The organism is Streptomyces sp. MAR4 CNX-425 (genome assembly GCF_048656465.1).
GTDB lineage: Bacteria > Actinomycetota > Actinomycetes > Streptomycetales > Streptomycetaceae > Streptomyces.
Map to the genome: position 1 here is coordinate 219,832 of NZ_JBMDLF010000005.1, position 21,176 is coordinate 241,007.

General features: G+C 75.3%; 22 protein-coding genes. 12 read left to right on the plus strand and 10 right to left on the minus strand.

What is annotated here, in order from left to right; all coding sequences use genetic code 11:
• Positions 1–11 precede the first annotated feature (11 nt).
• Entirely contained in the window at positions 12–764 is a 753-nt protein-coding gene (locus tag ACHZ99_RS16525; RefSeq protein WP_420305356.1) for a glutamine amidotransferase-related protein, read from the minus strand.
• A 76-nt stretch (positions 765–840) separates the two neighbouring features.
• Here ACHZ99_RS16525 and ACHZ99_RS16530 point away from each other — a divergent pair, with 76 nt between their 5' ends.
• The 4 genes from ACHZ99_RS16530 (at position 841) to ACHZ99_RS16545 (ending at position 4,434) form a co-directional block, all read left to right on the plus strand.
• Entirely contained in the window at positions 841–1,740 is a 900-nt protein-coding gene (locus ACHZ99_RS16530) for a LysR family transcriptional regulator (protein ID WP_420305357.1), read from the plus strand.
• 248 nt (positions 1,741–1,988) lie between these two features.
• Positions 1,989–2,840, plus strand: coding sequence for a hypothetical protein (locus ACHZ99_RS16535; protein WP_420305358.1), 852 nt, complete (start codon positions 1,989–1,991; stop codon positions 2,838–2,840).
• Between the two features lie 35 nt (positions 2,841–2,875).
• A complete protein-coding gene (locus tag ACHZ99_RS16540; protein WP_420305359.1) occupies positions 2,876–3,328 on the plus strand; it encodes an ASCH domain-containing protein in 453 nt (150 codons plus the stop codon).
• 332 nt (positions 3,329–3,660) lie between these two features.
• Positions 3,661–4,434, plus strand: a complete 774-nt coding sequence (locus ACHZ99_RS16545) for a GNAT family N-acetyltransferase (RefSeq protein WP_420305360.1) — start codon at positions 3,661–3,663, stop codon at positions 4,432–4,434.
• 171 nt (positions 4,435–4,605) lie between these two features.
• Here the strand turns inward: ACHZ99_RS16545 and ACHZ99_RS16550 are convergent, their stop codons facing one another.
• Positions 4,606–5,214, minus strand: a complete 609-nt coding sequence (locus tag ACHZ99_RS16550; protein WP_420305361.1) for a Repetin — start codon at positions 5,212–5,214, stop codon at positions 4,606–4,608.
• A 294-nt stretch (positions 5,215–5,508) separates the two neighbouring features.
• Here ACHZ99_RS16550 and ACHZ99_RS16555 point away from each other — a divergent pair, with 294 nt between their 5' ends.
• Complete coding sequence (locus ACHZ99_RS16555; RefSeq protein WP_420305362.1) at positions 5,509–6,990, plus strand: VWA domain-containing protein; 1,482 nt, start codon at positions 5,509–5,511, stop codon at positions 6,988–6,990.
• Positions 6,991–7,080: 90 nt separating this feature from the next.
• On the opposite strand, the gene ACHZ99_RS16560 is transcribed toward ACHZ99_RS16555, so the two are convergent.
• On the minus strand, positions 7,081–7,977 hold the full coding sequence (locus tag ACHZ99_RS16560; protein ID WP_420305363.1) for an alpha/beta fold hydrolase: 897 nt from the start codon (positions 7,975–7,977) through the stop codon (positions 7,081–7,083).
• A gap of 99 nt (positions 7,978–8,076) precedes the next feature.
• Between ACHZ99_RS16560 and ACHZ99_RS16565 the strand changes: the two genes are divergently transcribed.
• On the plus strand, positions 8,077–8,745 hold the full coding sequence (locus ACHZ99_RS16565) for a winged helix-turn-helix transcriptional regulator (RefSeq protein WP_420305364.1): 669 nt from the start codon (positions 8,077–8,079) through the stop codon (positions 8,743–8,745).
• A 235-nt stretch (positions 8,746–8,980) separates the two neighbouring features.
• Here ACHZ99_RS16565 and ACHZ99_RS16570 read toward each other — a convergent pair whose 3' ends face one another.
• The gene (locus ACHZ99_RS16570; protein WP_420305365.1) at positions 8,981–9,454 is read right to left on the minus strand and encodes a MarR family winged helix-turn-helix transcriptional regulator; all 474 of its coding nucleotides are present in this window, start codon (positions 9,452–9,454) and stop codon (positions 8,981–8,983) included.
• Between the two features lie 68 nt (positions 9,455–9,522).
• Between ACHZ99_RS16570 and ACHZ99_RS16575 the strand changes: the two genes are divergently transcribed.
• On the plus strand, positions 9,523–9,900 hold the full coding sequence (locus tag ACHZ99_RS16575; protein ID WP_420305366.1) for a cupin domain-containing protein: 378 nt from the start codon (positions 9,523–9,525) through the stop codon (positions 9,898–9,900).
• On the opposite strand, the gene ACHZ99_RS16580 is transcribed toward ACHZ99_RS16575, so the two are convergent.
• The gene (locus ACHZ99_RS16580; RefSeq protein WP_420305367.1) at positions 9,857–11,278 is read right to left on the minus strand and encodes an MFS transporter; all 1,422 of its coding nucleotides are present in this window, start codon (positions 11,276–11,278) and stop codon (positions 9,857–9,859) included. The genes ACHZ99_RS16575 and ACHZ99_RS16580 overlap by 44 nt on opposite strands.
• Positions 11,279–11,409: 131 nt before the next feature.
• Between ACHZ99_RS16580 and ACHZ99_RS16585 the strand changes: the two genes are divergently transcribed.
• The 3 genes from ACHZ99_RS16585 (at position 11,410) to ACHZ99_RS16595 (ending at position 13,774) form a co-directional block, all read left to right on the plus strand.
• Positions 11,410–11,871, plus strand: a complete 462-nt coding sequence (locus ACHZ99_RS16585; protein ID WP_420305368.1) for a MarR family winged helix-turn-helix transcriptional regulator — start codon at positions 11,410–11,412, stop codon at positions 11,869–11,871.
• A gap of 143 nt (positions 11,872–12,014) precedes the next feature.
• Positions 12,015–12,467 (plus strand): GNAT family N-acetyltransferase, encoded by a 453-nt coding sequence (locus ACHZ99_RS16590; RefSeq protein ID WP_420305369.1) that lies wholly within the window; start codon positions 12,015–12,017, stop codon positions 12,465–12,467.
• Between the two features lie 152 nt (positions 12,468–12,619).
• A complete protein-coding gene (locus ACHZ99_RS16595; RefSeq protein ID WP_420305370.1) occupies positions 12,620–13,774 on the plus strand; it encodes a winged helix DNA-binding domain-containing protein in 1,155 nt (384 codons plus the stop codon).
• A gap of 141 nt (positions 13,775–13,915) precedes the next feature.
• Here ACHZ99_RS16595 and ACHZ99_RS16600 read toward each other — a convergent pair whose 3' ends face one another.
• Together ACHZ99_RS16600 and ACHZ99_RS16605 are read right to left on the minus strand one after the other, a co-directional pair.
• Positions 13,916–15,286: a serine hydrolase domain-containing protein gene (locus ACHZ99_RS16600; protein WP_420305371.1), complete on the minus strand. Its 1,371-nt coding sequence runs from the start codon at positions 15,284–15,286 to the stop codon at positions 13,916–13,918.
• A 10-nt stretch (positions 15,287–15,296) separates the two neighbouring features.
• Complete coding sequence (locus ACHZ99_RS16605; RefSeq protein WP_420305372.1) at positions 15,297–16,550, minus strand: DMT family transporter; 1,254 nt, start codon at positions 16,548–16,550, stop codon at positions 15,297–15,299.
• Positions 16,551–16,633: 83 nt separating this feature from the next.
• Here ACHZ99_RS16605 and ACHZ99_RS16610 point away from each other — a divergent pair, with 83 nt between their 5' ends.
• A complete protein-coding gene (locus ACHZ99_RS16610) occupies positions 16,634–17,566 on the plus strand; it encodes a LysR family transcriptional regulator (RefSeq protein WP_420305373.1) in 933 nt (310 codons plus the stop codon).
• A 64-nt stretch (positions 17,567–17,630) separates the two neighbouring features.
• Positions 17,631–18,188: a GNAT family N-acetyltransferase gene (locus ACHZ99_RS16615; protein WP_420305374.1), complete on the plus strand. Its 558-nt coding sequence runs from the start codon at positions 17,631–17,633 to the stop codon at positions 18,186–18,188.
• An 84-nt stretch (positions 18,189–18,272) separates the two neighbouring features.
• Here ACHZ99_RS16615 and ACHZ99_RS16620 read toward each other — a convergent pair whose 3' ends face one another.
• The 3 genes from ACHZ99_RS16620 to ACHZ99_RS16630 are packed head-to-tail and all read right to left on the minus strand — an operon-like array spanning position 18,273 to position 21,151.
• A complete protein-coding gene (locus ACHZ99_RS16620) occupies positions 18,273–18,932 on the minus strand; it encodes an HAD family hydrolase (RefSeq protein ID WP_420305375.1) in 660 nt (219 codons plus the stop codon).
• Between the two features lie 45 nt (positions 18,933–18,977).
• Positions 18,978–19,703, minus strand: a complete 726-nt coding sequence (locus tag ACHZ99_RS16625) for a response regulator (protein WP_420305376.1) — start codon at positions 19,701–19,703, stop codon at positions 18,978–18,980.
• Positions 19,700–21,151 carry a sensor histidine kinase gene (locus tag ACHZ99_RS16630; protein ID WP_420305377.1) on the minus strand — a complete coding sequence of 484 codons (1,452 nt, stop codon included), beginning with the start codon at positions 21,149–21,151 and terminating at the stop codon, positions 19,700–19,702. Before ACHZ99_RS16630 ends, ACHZ99_RS16625 begins: the two co-directional genes overlap by 4 nt.
• Between the last annotated feature and the right edge of the window lie 25 nt (positions 21,152–21,176).

Sequence of the window (21,176 nt, forward strand, 5' to 3'; positions counted from 1 at the left end):
CCCGGCCGCCGCTACCCGGCGGCCGGGGCCTGCGCGCGCTTGAATCCGGCGGTTCGAGCGCGGGCGTGGTCGACGGCGGCCCCGGCCAGGCCGGTGATCAGAGGATGGGCCCGGCTGCCGTCGCCGTCGAGTTCGGGCTGGAAGAGCGTTGCCAGGAAGAAGGGGTGGCCGGGCAGTTCGGCGATGCGGACCTCGCCGGACTCGTCGGTGCCGGTGAAGGCCAGCCCGTGGGCGCGCAGGGTGTCCAGGTGGCGGGGGTTGGGCGCGTAGGCGCAGTGGTAGCGGGCCCGGGCACGGTCGGCTCCGACCAGGTCGGAGGCCAGTGAGCGGGGCGCGATGCGGACGACGCCCTCGTGGCCGACGAGCGAGCAGGCCAGCGGCACGATCACGGCGTCCTCGTCCGCGGCCTCCGGGGTGTTCTCGGCGTGGGCGGCGCGGTCCAGGCCGCAGACGGAGCGCGCGAACTCAAGCAGGGCGTGCTGGAATCCGCCGCAGGTCCCCAGGAAGGGGATGCCGTTCTCGCGCACCGTGCGGATCGCGGCCAGGACCCCGGCCTCGCTGCGATACGGGCTCCCCGGCAGGACCCACGCCGCGTCGAAGCCGCCCAACGTCGTCGCGTCGGCGTCCTCCGTGGCGATCCAGTAGGCGTCCAGGTCCCATCCCTCCCGGACGCGCAGGGCCTCCAGCAGGCCGGGGACACGGGCATGGGAGCGAACGGCGTCGGAGCGGTCGCCGACCAGCGCGATGCGTGCCGTGGAGTTCATGCTGCCCATCCTGCTGGCCGGCCCGTATCACGTCCAACGATGATTCCTGCACTCCGCATAAGTGATGCTGATGGCCATGGACACGCATCTGCTGCGCACCTTCGTCGCGGTTCTGGAGCACCGCTCCTTCTCCCAGGCCGCATCGGCCCTGGGCTACACCCAGTCCGCGGTCTCCCAGCACATCGCCGCACTCGAAGCCGACCTGGGCGCCAGACTGCTCGAACGCCGCCCCGTCGCCCCCACACCGGCCGGTACGCGGCTGATGGAGCACGCCCCCGCCCTGCTCCTGCGGCTCGATGCCGCCCGCGCCGACATCGCCCGCCTGCCCGACGCCCGGCCCGCCCGGCTGACCCTCGCCTGCTCGCCCGCCGCCCTCACCCCCGGCGTCGCGGAGGCCCTCGCCCAGCTGCACACGGCCACCCCCCTCCTGGACGTCGAAGTGCGGCTCCTGGCCGGGGAATCGGTGCTCGAAGACGTCCTCACCGCCCGCGCCGACCTCGGCCTCGTCGACGGCGTCGCCGCGCCCAGCGACCCGCTCCCCCTGCCCGATCTGGGCCCCACGACCACGCGCGCGGCAGCCGAGCAGCCGCTGGCCGTGCTCTTCCCCGCCGGTCATCCCCTGGCGAGGCGCCGCTCGGTCCGGCTCACCGACCTGACGCAGGCCCGGTGGATCGACGCCCCCGACACCGCCATCGCCCTGGACCGGCTGCGCGCCGTCTGCCGTACCGACGGATTCCGCCCCCGCCTCCGCCACCGGGGAACCGACCTGCACGGCCTCGCCTCCCTCGCCGCCGCCGGCCTCGGCCTCACCGCCCTCCCCCTGCCCCTGGCGGCCACGTTCCCCGGCGTCACGGCCGTCCCGGTCGAGGAACCCCGCCTGGTGCACCGCACGGAACTCATCCACACCGCCCACCCGACCGCGACCGCACAGCAACTGGCCGCTCTCATCCCCCACCCCGGGGAAGCCGCGCCCTGACCCCCCCGCCGAGCCAGGAAGGACCAGCCCGCGCGAACGCGCACCGGAACGAGCCCCTTGGATGAGCTGACGGACCGGTGGGGCGTCGTGGAGCGCAGCGGGATCGGTACGTGTGTGTGGGCCGTGCTGATCAGTGGCACGAGCGCGGAGTGATGCCGCGGGTGGGGGCGGTGCTTCGGCGACGTCGACCGGTGGCCGCGCGGGGATCGCGGTGGGGGCACCGGAAAACGGTGTGCCAGGCGGTGGTGGTGTCTCGTACGGTCGTGCGGGTGATGGTGCTGGTCGGTGAGCCGCGGAGGCTCGGGGTCCCCGAGTCCCGGGCGAGGCTCCGGTTTGCGGAGGGGGCGAAGCCGCCGGGGGCGTGGGCCGGCCTCAGGCTGGTCGTCGTCGACGACGAGCCGGCGTTCGAGCGCAGCTTCTGGTGCGGGACCTGCCCGTTCCTGTTCCGGCGACTTGAGGGCGCCCGTCAGACGCTGTCGTTGGACCATGTGCGGGAACGCCTCGCCCTTCGGCTCACCGAACCGGACGGCGCCGTCGTGGAGGCGTTCGCCGCGCTGCTTCCGGAGGGCGACTATCTGCCCCTTCTTCTGCGGATCGAGCCGAGGCTGACCGTGCCGGGGCAGGAGGGCGACTACTTCAGCCACGAACAGGTGGCCACCTGGGGCATCGACGGGTTCTGGGGCCTGCCGGAGTACCCGCACACCCCGTACTACCGCACGTTCGAGACCGCGGTCGACGACGCGGCGCACCTCTACGAGTTCGTGGTGCCGATGGTCCCGCCGACCTGGAACGAGCGTGACCGGGTCGAGGAGTACGCCGGGCAGATGCGGCGGGGGGCGGTGCCGACGGCGGTGGCCGTCTCGACCCTGGACCTGTGTCAGCCGGCGACGGACGACCGGTCGGCCGACTACTACGAGCACTGGGGGCTCACGCACTTCCTGCTCGACGGCCATCACAAGCTGGAGGCCGCCGCGTCGGCGGGACGTCCCGTGCAACTCCTGTCGCTCCTCGCCCTGGACGCGAGCGGGTCCCCGGCCCGCGACCACCGGAGACTGGCTGCCCTGCGCGCCCAGCAGCGCCGGAGCCGCGCCGCCGTGTGAGCCCGCCGGCAGCGGTGCACGCGTACGCTGGCGTCATGTCGGAAGCCGCGGAGCAGTTGCCTCCTTACGAGCTGGCCTTTCCGGGGCCGTTGCGTGACTCGCTGGTTGCCGCGGTGCTGTCCGGGGCGAAGACGGCGACGACGGGGTTGCTCGCGGCGTACGAGGCCGAGGGGGAGGTGCTGGCCGAGGTGGGGGACCGGGCGGCGTTGCTGGACTCGCGGGGCGAGCCGGTCGCCGTCGTCGAGGTCACGGAGGTGCGCGTGCTGCCGCTGCGGGAGGTCGACCTGCGGCACGTGCTGGACGAGGGCGAGGGCGACGAGACCGTCGCCCAGTGGCGGGCGGGGCACGAGGCGTTCTTCCACAGCGACGAGATGCGCGAGGTGCTCGGGGACCCCGGGTTCACGGTCGACGACGACACGCTGGTGGTCGCGGAGCGCTTCCGCGTGGTGGAACGGCTCGCGGCGGGCGGGCGGCCGCGGTCCGGGTGATTCGCGGGCGTGGCGGGGAATCGCGTTGCACGGGGGCGGTGGGCGTGAGAGGTTGGCGGCGTTCTGACGGCTTGCAGAACGCACTCGCCGGCGATGGCGTCCGGCGTATTCACGGTGAGGAACGAAGCCTTTGATTCCGGCGTCCGTCAGCGGCCGCCTTCGGCCCCGGGTGGCCGGACCGCTTCCGTAGCGGTCCCGTCGGCTCGTACCGCCGGTCCCGCCCGTCCCGTACGGCGGCCCCACGATGCCCGCGCGCGCTGTGCCGCGTGGGCTCTCTCGCCTGTTTGCGCTCCCAGAGACTTCGTGAGGTCGACATCACCGTGGCACTTTCCATGGACAACCGGGTTCAGCACTTCGCCGTCGCCCATCTCCGCCGCCGCCCCGACGTGGTCGAGACCGGCGGCTTCGTCGCCGGCTTCTCCCCCGGCACCGACAGCCCGTACCTCAACTACGCCACCCCGCTGCCCGGCGCCGTTCCCACGGGCAACGACGTCGCCGCGCTGGTCGGCACCTTCCGGGAGCGGGGGCTGCTGCCGCGGCTGGAGTTCGCGCCGGAGGCGGCGCCGGGGGTGGCGGCGGTGCTGCGGGCGGCGGGGTTTGGGACGGAGGCGGTGCACGAGTATCTCGTCTGCACCCCGGGCTCGTTCGCCGGCCGGCTGCCCGGTGGTGACGGCCCGCGGGTGGAGGTACCCGGCACGGACGAGGAGTTCCGGGCGCTGGACGCCGCGCTCGCCGAGGCGTTCGGCGGCGTGTTCGCCGCGTCGGCGGAGGGCGCGGCGCGGCTGCGGCGGCTGCAACGGGACGGCGGGGAGGTGCGTTTCGTACGGGCCGGGGACGGCGGGTGCGCCGGCGGCGCGACGTGCTCGCCGCCGGCCGAGGACACGGCGGAGCTGGCCGGCGTCGGCACCCGCCCGGCGCACCGGCGCCGGGGCGTCGCCGCGGCGGTGACCGCGGCGCTGACGGGGGCGATGCTCGACCGCGGAGTGGGGTCGGTGTGGCTGGAGTACTCGGGTGCGGGCTCCCGTCAGGTCTACACCCGCGTCGGTTACCGCCCCGGGGGCACCCGCCTGTACGTCTCGCTGCCCGCGCGGGCGGCGGCGGACTGACCCGGGCGCCCGGGGGCGGGCTGGGTGCCGGCTCGCGGCGGCGGCTCCGGGGCGGCTCCGGGGCGGCCCGGCGGCCGGGTGGTCCGGCGGCCCGGCCGCCGGACCCCGCGCGGGCTGCCGCCCGTCGCTCGGACGCTCACCCCGCCCCGCGCCGCGGGGCGGGGGCGCCGGTCAGAACTCCGGCCGCCAGGGCAGGACCCGGTAGTCGCCGGTGCCGCGCTTGACCTTCTCGAACGGTGCCGAACTGACGCACGGCGCCAGGTCCTTGTCCTCCACGGGGCTGCCGGTGCCGGCCCAGCTGTAGCCGAGGCGGTCGCGGTGCCCCTTGTCGTGGACGGTGACGCCGACGCGCAGGCCCTTCGCGCCCGGGAGGTCGGTGTCGGTGATGACGCCGGACACGACGGCCACCTTGCCGCCGGTGACGAGGCAGTCGACCTCGGCCTCGGCCCAGGCGCCCTCGCCGTTGAGGTAGTGGCTGAAGCGGAAGGTGCCCGTGGCCTTGCGGGGGTTGTCGTTGTGCTCGGCGGCGAGCCGGGCGTCGAAGGAGAACGTGATGTCGTCGCCGAGGGACCGGGTGAGCTTCGCGGTGCCGGTCAGCGCGGCGGCGTCCCGGCCGCGGTCGCGGTCGGCGCGGTCGTCGGCGACGGCGCCGCCGCCGTTGCCGGACCCGCCGCCGTTGTCGCCGTCGGCGGTGGCGGCGGCGGTGCCGGCGGTGGCCGTCACGAGCAGGGCGGCCGTCGCGGCGGCGACGCGGAGGCGGTTGCTGCGTACGTAGCGCACGGTGGTGTCTCCTTTGCTGCTGTCGTCCCGGGTGCTGCGGGTGCCCCGGGTGTGAGCAGCTTCGCCCGCGGCGGGCGTGCGGGGCGTCAGCCCGCGGCGGCAAGCGGCGTACGTCTACGGGCTGGCCCGCCGCCCGGCGCCGCTCCCTCCGCGGCATGACACCCTGTACCTGACCAGGGCAGAGCTCCTCCGTCCGCGGAACCACGACGGGCCGTCGGGAGTCCTCCCCGGAACCAGGGTGTGCCGCGCTCCGCCGCGGCCGCCGCTCGACCGCATCGGAGGGGGACCGATTCCATGGCCACCGGATCGCTCGGCAAAGGGGCCAACCTGCCCGTGGACGCCTCCGCGGTACGCGCCGAACTCAGCTGGTCGGAGGGGCCCGGCGTCCCCGACGTCGACGCCTCGGCGCTGCTGCTCACCGCGGCCGGACGGGTCCGCGACGACGGCGACTTCGTCTTCTACAACCAGCCGCAGCACACCTCCCAGGCGGTCACGCACCGCGGCAAGCGGAGCGAGGGCGGCCGGTTCACCGACTCCGTCGAGGTGCTGCTGGGCTCGCTGGAACCGGCCGTCGACCGGGTCGTGCTGTGCGCCTCGGCGGACGGCGGCACGTTCGGCCAGGTGCCCGGGCTGACGCTGCGGCTGCTGGACGCCGGTACGGGCGGCGAGCTGGCGCGGTTCGACATGGAGGCGACGACGGAGACGGCGTTCGTCGGCGGCGAGCTGTATCTGCGCAACGGCCGCTGGAAGTTCCGCGCGGTCGGCCAGGGCTACGCCTCCGGGCTCGCCGGCCTGGCCACCGACTTCGGCATCTCGGTCGACGACACGCCCCCGGACGAACAGCCCCCGCCCGCTGCCCAGCCCACCGCCCGGCCGGGGGCCCAGCCCGCGCCCGTCCCGCCGCCCGCCCCCGCGGCGCCGGCACCCGGCCCCGTACCCGCCGCCCCGCCGCCCGCGCCCTCGCCGCCCGCGCCGCCCGCGCCCACCGCGTCCGGGGGGTCCGGCGCGCCGCGCCTGGTCAAGGGCGAGGAGCGGCTGCCCGTCGACATGCGCAAGCGGCTGTCGATGCGCAAGGAGCAGGTGGCCCTCAGCCTGCGCAAGCACGGGGCCGCCGATATCTCCGCCCGCGTCATCCTGGTCCTGGACGCGTCCGGTTCCATGACCCACCTCTACGCGAGAAACGTCGTCACCGATGTCGTCGAGCGCATGGCCGCCGTCGCGACGCAGCTGGACGACGACGGCGCGATGCAGGCGTGGACGTTCGCCTCCCATCCGGCCCGGCTTCCGGACCTGCACCTGGGGGATCTCCCCGAGTGGCTGCGACTGCACGTGCGGGTCGGTCAGCTCGCCCTCTTCCGCCCCCGCAAGAAGCGCAAGGGCCTGGAGGAGGGTCAGGTCGACATGCGGACGGTCGGCATCCAGAACGAGGAGCAGAAGGTCATCGCCGAGGTCCGCGCCTACGTCCGCGCGAACCCGGCCCCCGTTCCCACGCTCGTGCTGTTCTTCTCGGACGGCGGGGTGTACCGCAACGCCGAGATCGAGAACGAACTGCGCCAGGCGGTCGAGGAGCCGATCTTCTGGCAGTTCGTGGGGCTGGGGAAGTCCGACTACGGGGTGCTTGAGCGGTTCGACACCCTCGCCGGACGCCGCGTCGACAACGTCGGGTTCTTCGCCGTGGACGACATCAGCGAACTGCCCGACCCGCAGCTCTACGACCGGCTCCTCTCCCAGTTCCCCGGCTGGATGACCGCCGCCCGCCACGCGGGCATCCTCTGACCGGCCCGCACCCCTCGACCCGGGCCATCGGGCCACCGGGCTGCCGAGCCGCCGGGTGGCCGGGCCGTGCCCGGCCGGGCCGTCCGCCGGTCAGCCTGCCGCCGCCTCCGTGTGCGTGACGAGCGCGGATATCACGGTGTCCCACAGCTCGGGCGGCGGCATCTGGTGCCCCATCCCGGGCAGCGGCACGAGGGTCGCCCCGGGGATCTCGCGGGCCAGCGCCTCTCCGTGGGCGTAGGGGAACAGCGGGTCGTGGGTGCCGTGGAGCACGAGGGCCGGCGCGGTGATGTCGCCGAGGGACAGCGCGGCCGGCTCCTTGTCGTCGCCGAGCAGCCAGTGGTTGGCGGCCGCGGCGGGGACGGGGCTGCGGTCGAAGGCGCGGCCGGCAATGCGACGTACACGCTGCTCGTCCACCGGGAGGGCGCCGGCGAAGGCGCGCTCACCGGCGAGGAAGTGGGCGATGACCGACTCGCGGTCCGACCAGTCGGGCCCGGGCTGCGGCTCCTCGAACGTCCGCGCCAGCTCCGCGCTCATCGGCGGCAGTTCGGGGCGGTCGGGGCCGCCCGGGGTCGCGGGACTGGTGGCGATCAAGGTCAGCGAGGCGACCCGGCCCGGATAGCGCGCCGCGATGAGCTGGGAGATCCCGCCGCCCATCGAGACGCCCACGAGGTGCGCGGAGTCGAGGCCGAGGGCGTCGAGCAGCCCCACCACGTCGGTGAGCAGGGCCTCACCGCCGTACGTCGGCGCCCCGACCGGGAACGTCGTGGACCGGCCCGTGTCCCGCGCGTCGAAGCGGACGACGTGCCGCCCGGCCGCGGCGAGGCGTGAGCAGAAGCCGTCCTCCCACCAGTCCATCGACGCCTCCGCGCCGCCGACCAGCAGGATCGGTGGATCGGCAGGGGCGCCGAACGCCTGCGTACAGATCTCGACGTCCCCGACCCGAACCAACCGCTCGGCCGCGGGCTGGACTTCTGCCGTGCCGTTCATGACGCGCCTCCCTCATCCGGTTTTCCCAAGCTACTACACTTACCGAAGTTTGTGCTACGTTTTTCGTAGCGAGAATGGAAAGCGGGAGGAGCAGGGGCGATGGCGAGGGGAAGCGGCGACGAGAGGCGGACGTACGGGCAGGCGTGCCCGATCGCCCACGCGCTCGACATGATCGGGGAGCGCTGGGCGCTGCTCGTCGTGCGCGAGCTGCGCCTGGGCCCGCGCCGTTACGCCGATCTGCAGGCCGCGCTCCCCGGCATCGGGCCCAGCGTGCTGGCGCAACGCCTGCGCGACCTGGAGCGGTTCGGTGTGCTCTCGCGCCGTACGCTGCCGCCGCCCGCCTCGGCGAAGGTGTACGAGCTGACCGAGTGGGGCAGCGAGCTGGAGCCGGTCTTCGCGGCGCTGCGCAGGTGGGGGCTGCGCTCGCCGGTGATACCGCTGGAGGGCGTGCTGACCTCCGACACCGTGCTCCTCGGGCTGCGCGCCTACTTCCAGCCGCAGCCGCACGCGGCGTGGTCCGCGAGCTACCGCATAGAGCTGGAGCGCGAGGTGTACCGGCTGGAGGTCGCCGACGGCGAGCTGGCGGCGGTGCGGCGCGGCGATGAGCCGGGGTCTCCGGACGTCGCGGTGACGACCGACCACGGCACGCTGCAGTCGGTGCTGTCCCACGAGCGCCCGCTCTCGGACGCGGTCGAGGCGGGGGAGCTGAGGGTCGAGGGCGACGCGGAGGTGATGGAGCGCCTGGTGGAAGCGGTGCAGCGGCGCTGATCCGGCTCGCCCGAGCGGCCGCGCGCCCGCGCGTTCGCCGGGCGGGTCAGCCGGGTGTGCCGCCCGGGTCGCCGCCGCCGAGTGCGTCGCGCGGGTGCAGCTCGTCGTGGCGCGCGGCGGTCGTGAGCGTGCGCCGGGCCGGGCTTCCTGGGCGTCGGGAGTGGACAGCGCCCGGCGTCCCGTCAGGGTGGCTTGACGCCACCGGGCCTGACGGGAGACGGGTGGCCCGTCCGGGTCACCAGACGGGGCGTAGCGGAGGGAGGTCGTCGCCGGCGAGGCCGTGGACGAGGCGGAGGAGTTCGGTGCGGAGGAGGGCGGTGTCGGCGCCGGTGCGGCGGGCGAGTTCGGCTTCGAGGTCGTGCAGGGCGCGTCCGGCGACGTCGAGGTGCCGGCGGGCGGCGTCGGTGAGGACGACGAGCCGGCGGCGGCCGCCGGCGGGGTGGTCGGTGCGGCGGACGTAGCCGCGGCGCTCCAGGTCGTCGACGAGCTGTCCGGCGGCCTGTTTGGTGATGCCGAGCCGGGCGGCCAGTTCGCTGCCGGTGGCGCCCTCGGCGCCGAGGATCTGGAAGGCCATGCCGTGTACGGGCCGCAGGTCGGGGTAACCGGCCGCGGCCACCCGCTCGTTGAACTCGGCCAGCACGAGCTGGAAGCCCATGCCGAGCAGGAAGAGCAGCTCGGGGGCCGGCGGGCTGTCGTCGTCGGGGGTCACGGGGACATCTTGACACGAGTGTGTAAAGTTCCTTTACTCAACCCATCGAGTAAAGGAGCTTTACACACATGAAGGTCATCACTCCCTCCCCCGACCGCACCGTCACCACCCCCAACGCCGCCATGGAGTCCCTCGCCACCCCCTCCCAGGGCAGCACCGCGCTCAGCACCTGGCGGGTGCGGATGGAAGCCGGCCGGTCCGGGCCCGTGCACGCCATCGACCGCGAGCAGGTGTGGCTGGTCGTCGCGGGTTCCCTCACCGTGACCAGCGACGGCCGCACCGAGACCGCCGCGGCCGGGCAGGCCGTGCTGCTGCCGCCCGGCGTGCCGCGGCGGCTCGCCGCGGCCGAGGGCGCCGGCGCGGTGGAGGCGCTGGTGGCGATGGAGGCCGGGGGCGTCGCCGTCACCGAGGACGGGCAGCGGCATCCGCTGCCGTGGGCGGAGTAGCCGGGGGCGGTGCGGCGGCGGCCGGTACGTCGGCGGAGGCGCCCGGGCCGGCCCGTACGCCGCCGTCCACGGCCCGTACGGCGCCGCCTTCGGCCCGTACGGCGCCGCCTTCGGCCCGTACGCCGCCGCCTTCGGTCCGTACGGGGCTGCCCGCCACCCGCACCGTCCGCGGGCCCGCCGCCGCGCCCGGGCCGCGGGCGCCCGCGCGGCGCTCCAGGGCCGCGGCGAGGACCGCGAGGGCCAGGCCGGAGGCGGCGAGGGCGGCGCCGATCCAGTTGGGGGCGGTGTAGCCGAGGCCGGCGGAGATGGCCAGGCCGCCGAGCCAGGCGGCGAGGGCGTTGCCGAGGTTGAACGCGCCGACGTTGACGGCGGAGGCAAGGGTGGGTGCGGCGGCGGCCTGGTCCAGCACCCGCTTCTGGAGCGGCGGCACGGTCGCGAAGCCGAAGAACCCGACGAGGAAGATGCTCACGGCCGCCCCCGGCTTGCTGTGCGCGGTGACCGTGAACAGCGCCAGCGTCGCGGTCAGGGAGCTGAGCGCGACGTACAGCAGCGGCATGAGCGCGCGGTCGGCGAAGCGCCCGCCGACCAGGTTGCCGCCGACCATGCCGAGGCCGAAGAGGGCGAGGAGCCAGGTGACGGACCCGTCGGCGTAGCCGGCGACGTCGGTCATCATCGGCGCGATGTAGGTGAGGGCGGCGAAGACCCCGCCGAAGCCCAGGACGGTCATGGCCATGGCCAGGAGCACCTGGGGGTGGAGGAGCGCGGCGAGTTCGCGCCTCAGGTCGGTGCCGGCGGAGGGTTTCCGCTGGTCGGGGGAGGCGTGGGGCTCGCGGGGCAGGTCCGGTACGAGCCTGGCCACGCCGGCCAGGCCGACGACCCCGATCGCGGCGACCGCGAGGAACGTGACCCGCCAGCCCACGGTCTGCCCGACGAGGGTGCCGCCGGGGGCGCCGACGACGTTGGCCACGGTCAGCCCGGTGAACATCATGGCGATGGCCCCGGCCCGCTTGTCCTTGGCGACCAGTCCGGCGGCGACGACCGCGCCGATGCCGAAGAACGCGCCGTGCGCGAACGACGCGACGATCCGGCCGACGAGCAGGATGCCGAAGGCGGGCGCGAGCGCGGAGATGACGTTGCCGATGACGAACAGGCCCATGAGGCCCATCAGCATCCGTTTGCGCGGGACGCGGGTGCCGAGCGCGGTGAGGAGCGGGGCGCCGCCGAAGACGCCGAGGGCGTAGCCGGTGGTGAGCCAGCCGGCGGCCGGGACGGAGACGGAGAACTCGTCGGCGACCTCGGGCAGCAGGCCCATGACGACGAACTCCGTGGTGCCGATCCCGAACGCGCCGATGGCCAGCGCGAGCAGCGCGAGAGGCATGCGGGGACTCCTGGGGTGCGGGGCTTTAACAAGCGCCCACAATAATTGCGTACGCTGGTCATTGCAAACGCTGGCTATTGCGGTGGGGGAGTAAACTCGAAGTCACCTACTCACGGGACGCGGAGGCGCTCATGGCGGCCACGGCCGAGCAGCTCGACGAACTGGCCCGGGGCTGGTCCGCCCTGGCATCCCTGCACGCCCGGATCGAGACCCACGTGGAGCGCGCACTCCAGCGCGCGCACCGGCTGAGCGCCCGCGAATACTCCGTACTGGACGCCCTCAGCCGCCAGGACGACTTCCACCTCCGCATGAACCAGCTCGCCGACACCGTCGTCCTCAGCCAGAGCGCCACCACCCGCCTCGTCACCCGCCTCGAAGACCGCGGCCTGCTCAGCCGCTACCTCTGCCCCGACGACCGCCGCGGCATCTACACCGAGGTCACCGAGGCCGGCCGGCGCCTCCTCGCCGAAGCCAGGCCCGGCTACGAGACCGCGCTGCGCGCCGCGCTGGACGAGGCCGCCAAGCGGCCCGAACTGGCGCCGCTGGTGGCCGCGGTGGAGGCGCTGGAGACCCCGCCGGCGTACACGACGTAGCAGCGCACGCACGGACGGCGGAGACCCGGCGGCGGCGCAAAGCGGGCAGCGGGCGGCGGCACAACTGGCAGCGGCGCAACGGGCGGACAGGGGGCGCGTACGGGATGAGAGCGCGCCCGCGGCGCGCGCGTAGGGTCGACGGCATGAGCGACCTGCACATCCGGCGCGCGACGGCCGCCGACATCCCCGCCGTCGTGGCGATGCTCGCCGACGACCCCCTGGGCGCCACCCGCGAAACCCCCGACGACCCCGCCCCGTACGCGCACGCCTTCGCCCGGATCGACGCCGACCCCGGCCACCACCTCGCCGTCGCCGAACGCGACGGCCGCGTCGTCGGCACCCTGCAACTCTCCGTCATCCCCGGGCTGTCGCGGCGGGGCGCGACCCGCGCGCTCATCGAGTCGGTGCGCGTGCACCGCGACGAGCGCGGCGGCGGGCTGGGGACGCAGCTCATCGAGTGGGCGGTCGAAGAGGCGCGCCGGCAGGGGTGCGCGATCGTCCAGCTGACCTCGGACGCGACCCGCACGGACGCGCACCGCTTCTACGAGCGGCTGGGGTTCGCGGCGACGCACGTGGGCTTCAAGCGCACGCTGTAACGGCGGCGGAGAAGCCGGGCGGCCCGGGGGCCGGGGGGAAACCGGTCGCCCCTTGCGCTGAATACCCGCAGGTCACAGGAGTGCGGGTGGGGCGGGTCCGAAGTTATCCACAGGCCTCAGCGGGCCGGCCCGGGCTTCGGCATACTGCCACTATGCAGATCACCACCGAGCAGCGACGAGCCCGGATCGGCGTGCGGCACGCCCTCGCGGCGACCGCCCGTGCGGCCTCCCCCGTCGACGCGGCGGACGCGGTCGTCGCGCTGCACGCGACGGACGCGGCGACCGTCTATCTCTCCGCCTGCGCGCGCATGCGGGAGCCCGGCGTCACCCCCGTCGAGCACGCGCTGTACGAAGACGTGTCGCTGGTGAAGCTGCTGTCCATGCGGCGCACGATCTTCGCCGTCAGCCGCGAGCTGGCGCCCGCCGTGGACGCGGCGGCGGCGCGCGCCATCGCGGAGCGCGAGCGCGCCACGTTCCTCAAGCACCTCAAGGACTGGAACGGCCTCGACGAGGCGTGGCTGGAGCGCGCCGAGGCCGCCGTGCTGGCCGTGCTCGCAGACAAGGGGGAGGCGACCGGCAGCGAGATATCCGCCGCCGAGCCGCTGCTGCGCACGAAGATCACGGTCTTCCCCGGCACCCGGCAGGAGACGCGGCAGGGCGTGGCGACGCGTGTGCTGCGGATGCTCGCCTGCGACGGGCACATACGGCGCGGGTACCCGCGCGGTTCGTGGACGTCGAGCCAGTTCCGGTGGGCGCCGGGCGAGGACTTCGGCGGGATGGACGTCGCCGTCGCGCAGGCGGAGCTGACCAGACGCTGGCTGTACGCGTACGGGCCGGCCACCGAGGCGGACCTCGTCTGGTGGACCGGCTGGACCAAGACCGCCGCGCGCAAGGCGCTGGCCGCGACCGGCGCGGTGGCCGTGGACCTGGACGAGGGCACGGGGTACGTGCTCCCGGACGACACCGGGCCGGTCGCGGCGCCGGAGCCGTGGGCGGCGCTGCTGCCGGGGCTCGACCCGACACCGATGGGCTGGAAGGAACGCGACTGGTATCTCGACGCCGGGTACCGCAAGGCGCTGTTCGACGGCAGCGGCAACGTGGGACCGACGGTGTGGTGGAACGGGGAAGTCGTCGGCGGCTGGGCACAGCGGCAGGACGGAGAGGTGGTGTGGCGGATGCTGACGGACGCGGGTGGCGAAGCGGAACGCGCGGTGGCCGCGGAGGCCGAGCGGCTTGCGGCATGGGTCGGCGACGCCCGAATAACGCCGAGGTTCCGTACCCCGCTGGAGAAGGAGCTGACGGGGTAGAGCGGACGGGGTAGCCGACGGGGTAGGAGCTGACGGAAGAGGAACTGGCGGGACAGGCGCCGGCCGGGCAAGGGCCGTCGGCGCAAGGGCAGTCGGCGCAGGGGCCACCCGCGTAGGAGCCGCCCGCGCCGGACGACGGGCCTACGTCCAGCCGCGGGTGCCGCCGGGTACCGGGGCGGCCCGGTCGTACGGCTCCCGGGTGAAGACGAAGGTGCCCAGGTCGAGGTGCGAGACCTCGCCGTCCGCCGTCCGCTCCACCCGCAGCGTCTCGCCGGCGCAGTAGCCGTCGACCGCCGTCCACGTGCCGTCCCCCTCCGGGCGGAGCAGCGACGCATAGCCCGCGCCGTTCAGCGGGCTCAGGTCCAGCCAGCGGTCCTCCTTCAACCGCAGCACGTGCGGGTTCGCGCCCCAGTACCACGGCCCCGTCAGCGCGAGCAGCTCCGGATCCACCGCGTCCGCGGCCAGCGGGCGCCACGGCTCGGGGATGCGCGGTTCGTGCCGCAGGACGGTGCCGATCAGATCGGTGGCGAGCCCGGACACGGACACGCCGGACGTGGCGTTCGTGAGGGCGACCGCGCTCACGCCCTCGTCGACATCGGAGAGGAGGCAGGCGAGGAACCCGGGCATGGAGCCGGTGTGGCCGGCGAGCAGCGTGCCGTCGTGGCGGAAGAGCTGGGTCCCCAGCCCGTACGCGACGTCCCAGGACGTGGCCTCGGGCGCCACGGCGGGGGTGCGCATCTCCGCCAGCGAGCCGGCGGACAGCACCCGGTCGTCGCCACGTACGAGGAACGCCGCGAACCGGGCCAGGTCGCCGGCCGTGGACCACAACTGGCCCGCCGGGCCCATCCGGCCGGTGTCGTGCAGCGGCTCGGGCTGCATGACGTCGGCCCACGGGTGGACGGCGAAGCCGCCGGCGTGCGGGGACTCGGGCAGCAGCGTCGTACGCCGCAGCCCCAGCGGGTCCAGCAGCTCGCGCCGCAGCACCTCGCCCCACGGTGCGCCGCGCAGCGCCTCGACGAGCGCGCCGAGGTAGGCGAAGCCGGGGTTGGAGTAGTGGTGCCGTCGCCCCGCGGGGTGGCGGGCGGGGTCGCCGTCGAAGAGTTCGCCGAGGTCGGGGCGCAGGGTGCCCGGGGTCCGCTCCCACCAGGGACCGCGGGGTTCGGCCCCGATACCGGACGTGTGCGAGAGGAGTTGAGCGAGGGTCGCCGCGGGGGCCTGAGTGCCGGAGAGGTGCTTCTCCAGCGGATCGGCGAGGTCGACGAGGCCCTCGTCACGCAGCCGGAGCACCAGCACCGCGACGAACGTCTTGGTGATCGAGCCGATGCGGTACTGGGTGTCGGACGTCGGCGCGTGCCCGTCGATCATCGAGCGGGCACCGGACCAGACGGTCTCCCCGTCCCGTACGACGGCCGCGACGAGCGAAGGGGTACGGCCCTCGCGCTGCGCGACGGCGATCCGGTGGTCCAGCGCGCGGGCGGTGGCGGGAAGGAGGGCGTCGTCATACGGCGGCATGCGCCGCAGCCTAGCCGCGGGCCGCGGAGCGGGGCGACGGGGTTTTGGCGCCGCGGTCGCCGCCGACGCGCGTGGCGTACCAGACGGTGGCGATGACCAGGGCGCAGCCGGCGTACTGCGTCGCCGTGGGGCGCTCGCCGAGGAACGCCACGGCGGTGGCGATGGCGAGCACCGGCTGCAACAGGAGCAGCGCCGCCCCGGTGGCCGGGGCGAGCCGAGGCAGGGCGGGGGTGATGAGGAGCAGGGCGAGGACCTGGCCGAGCGCGGCCATCGCCGCCAGCCAGCCGAGGGCGGCGGGCTCGGGGGTGGCGTCGATGCCGGTCCACAGCGCGCCGAGGACCCCGGAGGCGATGCCGGCGGAGAACGTCGCGGTGCACACGGGGACGGCGATGTGCGCCCGGTGCGGGGGTGGGGTGGGCGAGGAGGCGGTGGGGAGGGGCGAGGGGTGGGGGGAAGGGGGGTGGGGGCCCAGGGAGGGCGCCCCCGGGGAAGGCGCGCCGGGGGAGGGCGGGCCCGGGAAGTGCGGGTCCGGGGAGGGCGGGGTGGTGGTGGGCCGGGGGCGGGGGCGGGTGCCGCCCAGGCGGGTGAGGAAAAGGTAGCCGGCGAAGGCGACGCCGGCGGCGGTGCCGTAGAGGATGCCGGTCACGGGGCTGCTGCCCGGTTCCGGGTCGCCGATCGCGCCGCCCGCGAGCGCCACCCCGGCGAGCAGCACCGGGGCGGTCAGCCAGAAGCCGCGCGGCAGGGGCGTGCGGGTCAGCAGCCGTGCCAGCAGCGGAAAGACGATCACCTGGATGTTGAGCAGCACGGTGGCGATGGAGGCGCCGACGTCCCGGATGCTGGCCGCCCAGAAGACGAAGTCGACGCCGAGCAGCAGCCCGGCCGCCAGGTCCGTGAGCACCGGGCGCCGGGCGCGCGGCCCGAGGCGGCGGAGTTCGGCGGCGGCGAGGGGGACGAGCAGCAGCAGCGCGAGTGCGCAGCGCAGGAAGGCGGCGGTGCCGGCGTTCACGTCGGAGAGCTTCACGAACATCGCCGACAGGGAGATGCAGGCCGAGCCGCCGACGACCATCGCGACCGGGCCGGTGACGAGCCGGTTCAGGGGGTTTTCCCCGTGGGACGACCCGGGTGGCCCGGGCGGGGCGGACAGCCCGGGCGGGGCGGACAGCCCGGGCGGGGCGGACGGTCCGGGCGCGTCGGCCGACGTGGCCGCCCGTGCGCCTATGCCGCTGCCCTCGCCGCCGCTCCGGCCGTCCCCGTCGACTCCCATGCCCCTTACTCTGCCTGACTCTGCCTGCCCTCTCCCCCAAGAAAAAGCGATGATTCGTTAGTCGAAAGCATTAGCATCACTTGATGTTCAGTCTGGAGAGGCTCCGCGCCCTCGACGCCGTCGCCGTCCACGGCACCCTCGCCCGCGCCGCCGAGTCGCTGCACGTCACCGCCTCCGGCGTCTCGCAGCAGCTCGCCAAGCTGGAGCGCGAGTCCGGGCACCGGCTGCTGGAGCCGTACGGGCGCAGCGTCCGTCTCACCCACGCCGGCCGGGTGCTCGCCGCGCACGCGGCGCGCGTGTGCGCGCAGGTCGCCGAGGCGGAGGCGGACCTCGCCGACCTGCAGGACGAGATCCTCGGCCCGTTGCGTCTCGGTGGCGTCGGCAGTTCGCTGCGCGCGCTGCTGCCGGAGGCGCTGACGGCCCTCACCGCCGCGCATCCGCGGCTGGCCCCCACGGTCGTCGACGGCGAGGTCGTCGAGCTGGTGCCGGGGCTGGTCGGCGGCGAGCTGGACCTGTTGCTCATCGAGAGCTGGAGCAGCCGCCCCATCCGGCTGCCGCAGGGGCTGGCGGTGCGGACGCTGGTGGTGGAGGACGTCCAGCTGGCGGTGGCGGACGGCCATCCGCTCGCCGGCCGGGACCGCGTCGGCCTCGCCGAGCTGGGCGGTCCCGCGGGGCCGACCGGGGCGGCGGTGTGGGCGAGCTGCCCGGTCGGCACCGAGCCGTACGAGGGGCTGACGCAGGCGTTGCGGGAGGTGGGTGTGGAGCCGGAGGTGCGGTATCTGGTGACGGAGTACGCCACGCAGCTGGCGCTCGTGCGCGGCGGGTTGTGCGTGTCGCTCGTACCGGAGATGGCGCAGCGGCCGTGCCCGCCGGGGGTGCGGTTCGTGCCGGTGCGGCCGGCGGTGCGGCGTACGGTGCAGGCCGCGTGGCGGTCCCGGGCGGAGAGCCCCGCGGTGCGGGCGTGCGTGGCGGTGCTGGCGGACGCGGCCCGGGCCGGTCTCCCCGCACGTGGGTGACCTGCGGGGTTCTTCCGGCGCCGTGCGAGGATCACGGTGTCGGGCAGAGCGATAGGAGGGCCGGATGTTCGCGATATCCCTGGGTGACGACGGCGCCGAGCTGCGGCCGCTGGAGCCGTGGCAGGCGGAGGAGTTCCTCGCCCACATGGACCGCGGCCGGGACTTCATCGGCCGGCACATCGGCCTCCCCGACATCGCCGCCGACCTCGACTCCGCCCGCGCCTGGCTCCAGTCGTACGCCGACAAGGCCGCCGCGGACACCGGCCGCCTCTACGGCATCTGGCTCGACGGCCTCCTCGTCGGCGGCGTCCTCTTCCGCGTCTTCGACGCGGAGCAGCGCACGTGCGAGGCCGGGTGCTGGCTGGAGCCCGCGGCGGCGGGCCGCGGGCTGGTCACGCGCGCGGTACGGGTGATCGTCGACTGGGCGGTGCGCGTGCGGGGGGTGGAGCGCGTCGAGTGGCAGGTGTCCGCGGAGAACACGCCGAGCATCAGGGTCGCGCAGCGCCTCGGCATGAGCCGGGACGGCGTGCTGCGCGCGGAGTACCTGTACCGGGGGGTGCGGCGGGACACCGAGGTGTGGTCGGTGCTGGCGTCGGAGTGGCTGGCGGGGCCGGGGGCGTAGGGGGGTCTTCGGCTCGTACGAAACGTCGGCGGCCCCGCGCCGCCCCCCGACGCCTCCGCCTGGGCCCGCCCCGCCGTCCCGCCGTCAGTCGGCGCGCAGCAGCTCCGGGAGCTTGCGCATGTCGTCGAACAGCACGGTGCCCGGCCCGGCCAGCCACTCGGCCGGTGACAGCCCGCCGGTGAAGCCGTACGCGCGCATGCCCGCGGCGCGCGCCGCCTGGACGCCGTAGCGGCTGTCCTCCACCACCGCGCACGCCTGCGGCGCGTAGCCCGACTCGCGCGCCGCGTGCAGGAAGAGGTCGGGCGCCGGTTTGCCCCGCCCGCCGACGTCGGCGGCGGAGTAGATGCGTCCGGCGAAGCGGTCGTACAGCCCGGTGCGGCCGAGGGTGCGGCGCATCCGCTCGTGGCCGCCGCTGGACGCGACGCAGGTGGGCAGGCCGGCGGCGGCGATGGCGTCGAGGGCTTCGACGACGCCGGGTACGGCTTCGAGGCGGTCGAGGCCGGCGAAGAACTCCTCGTAGTAGCGGGTGCGCCAGGTGTCGTCCGCGCCCGGGCCGAGGCGTTCGACGACCATGGCGCCCACGGACTCCTGGGACTTGCCCATGAACAGTTCCACGGCGTCGGCCTCGGTGAGCGGCCAGCCGAGCTCCGCCCCGACGGTGACCTGCGCGGCGGCGGCGATGCGCTCGGAGTCGACGAGGACTCCGTCGCAGTCGAAGATGACGAGTTCGATGGCTCCGGGCATGGTCACGAGGCTAACCGAACACGTGCCCGTACGGCCCGGGGGCGGTCAGCGGGCGCCGGGGACGACGAGGCCCGTCTCGTACGCCATGACCACCGCCTGCGTACGGTCCCGCAGCCCCAGCTTGGCGAGGAGGCGGCTGACGTGCGTCTTCACCGTCTCCTCGCCGACGTGCAGGCGGGCAGCCAGCTCGGGGTTGGACAGGCCCTCGGCGAGGAGCCGCAGCACCTCCGTCTCGCGCGGCGTCAGCGCCGCCAGCGGCGCCGACCGGTCCCCGTCCGGCTCCGGCTGCGCCGAGCGCAGCCGCGCGAACTCGGCGATGAGCCGCCGCGTGACCGCCGGCGCGAGCAGCGCCTCGCCCGCCGCGACGACGCGCACGGCGTCGAAGAGCTGCTCCGCGGTGACGTCCTTCAGCAGGAAGCCGCTGGCGCCGGCGGCGAGCGCGTCGTACACGTAGGCGTCGAGGTCGAAGGTGGTGAGGATCAGCACCCGGGGCGCCGGGGCGTCGGCGGCGGTGAGCCGGGCGGTGGCCTCGATGCCGTCGACGCCGGGCATGCGGACGTCCATGAGGACGACGTCGGGCCGCCGTGCCCGGCAGACGCGGACGGCTTCGGCGCCGTCGCGGGCGGTGCCGACGACGTCGAAGTCGGGCTGGGTGGCGAGGAGTCCGGCGAAGCCGGCGCGTACGACCTCGTGGTCGTCGGCGACGACGACCCGCACGGGGGCGGGGACGGCGGGCTCGGAGCGCACGGGGGGCTGCGGGTCGGCGGTCATGCCGCGGTTCCCGACGCGCTCGGGTCCGTGTCCGCGCTCGGGTCCGGGGTCGCGTCCGGGCTCGCGGGGGTCTGCACGGGCAGGGTCGCCTCCAGCAGGAACCCGCCGCCCACGGCGGGGCCGCTGCGCAGCCTCCCGCCGACGGCCGCCGCGCGTTCGCGCATGCCCGGCAGCCCGTGCCCACCGGACCCGGGCCGGACGGGGGCCGCGGGCCCCGGGCCGTTGTCGCGGATGCGGAGGAGGAGGGCGGTGTCGGCATAGTGCACCTCCACGTCCACGGCGGCGCCGGGGGCGTGCCGGCGGGCGTTGGTGAGGGCTTCCTGCACGATGCGGTACGCGGTGAGTTCGACGCCGGTGCCGAGGGGGCGGACGGAGCCGCTGACGATGAGGCGTACGGCGGCGCCGGCGGCGTCCCGGGCGTCGTCGAGGAGTTCGTTCAGCTCGGCGAGTCCGGGCGGGGGGCGGCGGGCCGCGGGGGCGGCGCCGGCGTCGTCGCGCAGGACGCCGAGGAGGCGGCGCATCTCGGTGAGGGCGGTGCGGGCGGTGTCGCCGATGTCGCGGAAGTGGCGGGCGCCGTCGGCGGGGAGGCCGGGGGTGGTCAGGCGGGCGGTTTCGGCCTGCACGGAGATCATCGAGATGTGGTGGGCGACGACGTCGTGGAGTTCGCGGGCGATGCGGGCGCGTTCGCCGCGGGCGGCGTGTTCGTAGAGGGCGTGCGCGATGGCGCGTTCGGTGGCGTCGTGGGCGGCGGCGGCGCTGCGGGCGCGGTGGGCGAGCCCGGTGGCGGTCGCGGCGGAGAGGAGGACGGCGGCGGCTACGGCCAGGAGCCGCCCGGCGTCGTCGAGCCGGCCGCCGTCGGCGGTGCCGGGGTCGCCGACGGCGTACCCCGCGAGCGGCAGCACCAGCAGCACGGCGACGGCGCGTACGCGGCGGGTGCCGTGGCGGGCGAGGCGGTGCAGGAGCAGCGCCTGGGCGGCGGCACCGGCGGCGACGGGGGCGCCGAGGAGGGCGAGGAGCGGGGTGTTCGCGGCGGTGACGAGGACCGCGGCGGGGACGGGGTGGGTGCGGAGCAGCGCGACGGGGGCGGTGGCGCCGAAGGCGAGGAGGAGGGCGGCGGTGAGGCGGTCGCCGGAGTCGGCGCGGAGCACGGTGTCGACGGCGGCGAGGAGGGCGAGGAGCGCGGCGGCGACGACGGGCCCGTCGGGCGAGGCGGCAAGGCGCGCCGCGCGCGCCCTTGTCGTACGGGCCGCGCTTTCGGTGTCGTACGACCGGTCCTGCGCCGTGCTCGGCGTGCGGGCCGTGCTTTCGAGCGGCCGGTCCTGCCGCGTGCTCGTCGTACGTGCCGCGTTCTCGGTGTCGTACGGTCCGTCCCGCCCCGTGCTCGTCGTACGGGCCGCGGTCTCCGCGTCGTACGGCCCGTCCCCCCGCGCCCTCCGTGCTCCCGTCACGCCGCCATTCTCCTCGCGCCCGCCC

Bases quoted from the DNA above. Each gene is read 5' to 3' on its own strand.
- ACHZ99_RS16540 (WP_420305359.1), top strand. From the start codon at position 2,876: ATGTCGGAAGCCGCGGAGCAGTTGCCTCCTTACGAGCTGGCCTTTCCG.
- ACHZ99_RS16590 (WP_420305369.1), top strand. From the start codon at position 12,015: ATGAGCGACCTGCACATCCGGCGCGCGACGGCCGCCGACATCCCCGCC.
- ACHZ99_RS16530 (WP_420305357.1), top strand. From the start codon at position 841: ATGGACACGCATCTGCTGCGCACCTTCGTCGCGGTTCTGGAGCACCGC.
- ACHZ99_RS16595 (WP_420305370.1), top strand. From the start codon at position 12,620: ATGCAGATCACCACCGAGCAGCGACGAGCCCGGATCGGCGTGCGGCAC.
- ACHZ99_RS16555 (WP_420305362.1), top strand. From the start codon at position 5,509: ATGGCCACCGGATCGCTCGGCAAAGGGGCCAACCTGCCCGTGGACGCC.
- ACHZ99_RS16610 (WP_420305373.1), top strand. From the start codon at position 16,634: ATGTTCAGTCTGGAGAGGCTCCGCGCCCTCGACGCCGTCGCCGTCCAC.
- ACHZ99_RS16585 (WP_420305368.1), top strand. From the start codon at position 11,410: ATGGCGGCCACGGCCGAGCAGCTCGACGAACTGGCCCGGGGCTGGTCC.
- ACHZ99_RS16615 (WP_420305374.1), top strand. From the start codon at position 17,631: ATGTTCGCGATATCCCTGGGTGACGACGGCGCCGAGCTGCGGCCGCTG.
- ACHZ99_RS16620 (WP_420305375.1), bottom strand. From the start codon at position 18,932: ATGCCCGGAGCCATCGAACTCGTCATCTTCGACTGCGACGGAGTCCTC.
- ACHZ99_RS16605 (WP_420305372.1), bottom strand. From the start codon at position 16,550: ATGGGAGTCGACGGGGACGGCCGGAGCGGCGGCGAGGGCAGCGGCATA.
- ACHZ99_RS16600 (WP_420305371.1), bottom strand. From the start codon at position 15,286: ATGCCGCCGTATGACGACGCCCTCCTTCCCGCCACCGCCCGCGCGCTG.
- ACHZ99_RS16580 (WP_420305367.1), bottom strand. From the start codon at position 11,278: ATGCCTCTCGCGCTGCTCGCGCTGGCCATCGGCGCGTTCGGGATCGGC.
- ACHZ99_RS16560 (WP_420305363.1), bottom strand. From the start codon at position 7,977: ATGAACGGCACGGCAGAAGTCCAGCCCGCGGCCGAGCGGTTGGTTCGG.
- ACHZ99_RS16525 (WP_420305356.1), bottom strand. From the start codon at position 764: ATGAACTCCACGGCACGCATCGCGCTGGTCGGCGACCGCTCCGACGCC.
- ACHZ99_RS16575 (WP_420305366.1), top strand. From the start codon at position 9,523: ATGAAGGTCATCACTCCCTCCCCCGACCGCACCGTCACCACCCCCAAC.
- ACHZ99_RS16565 (WP_420305364.1), top strand. From the start codon at position 8,077: ATGGCGAGGGGAAGCGGCGACGAGAGGCGGACGTACGGGCAGGCGTGC.
- ACHZ99_RS16625 (WP_420305376.1), bottom strand. From the start codon at position 19,703: ATGACCGCCGACCCGCAGCCCCCCGTGCGCTCCGAGCCCGCCGTCCCC.
- ACHZ99_RS16545 (WP_420305360.1), top strand. From the start codon at position 3,661: ATGGACAACCGGGTTCAGCACTTCGCCGTCGCCCATCTCCGCCGCCGC.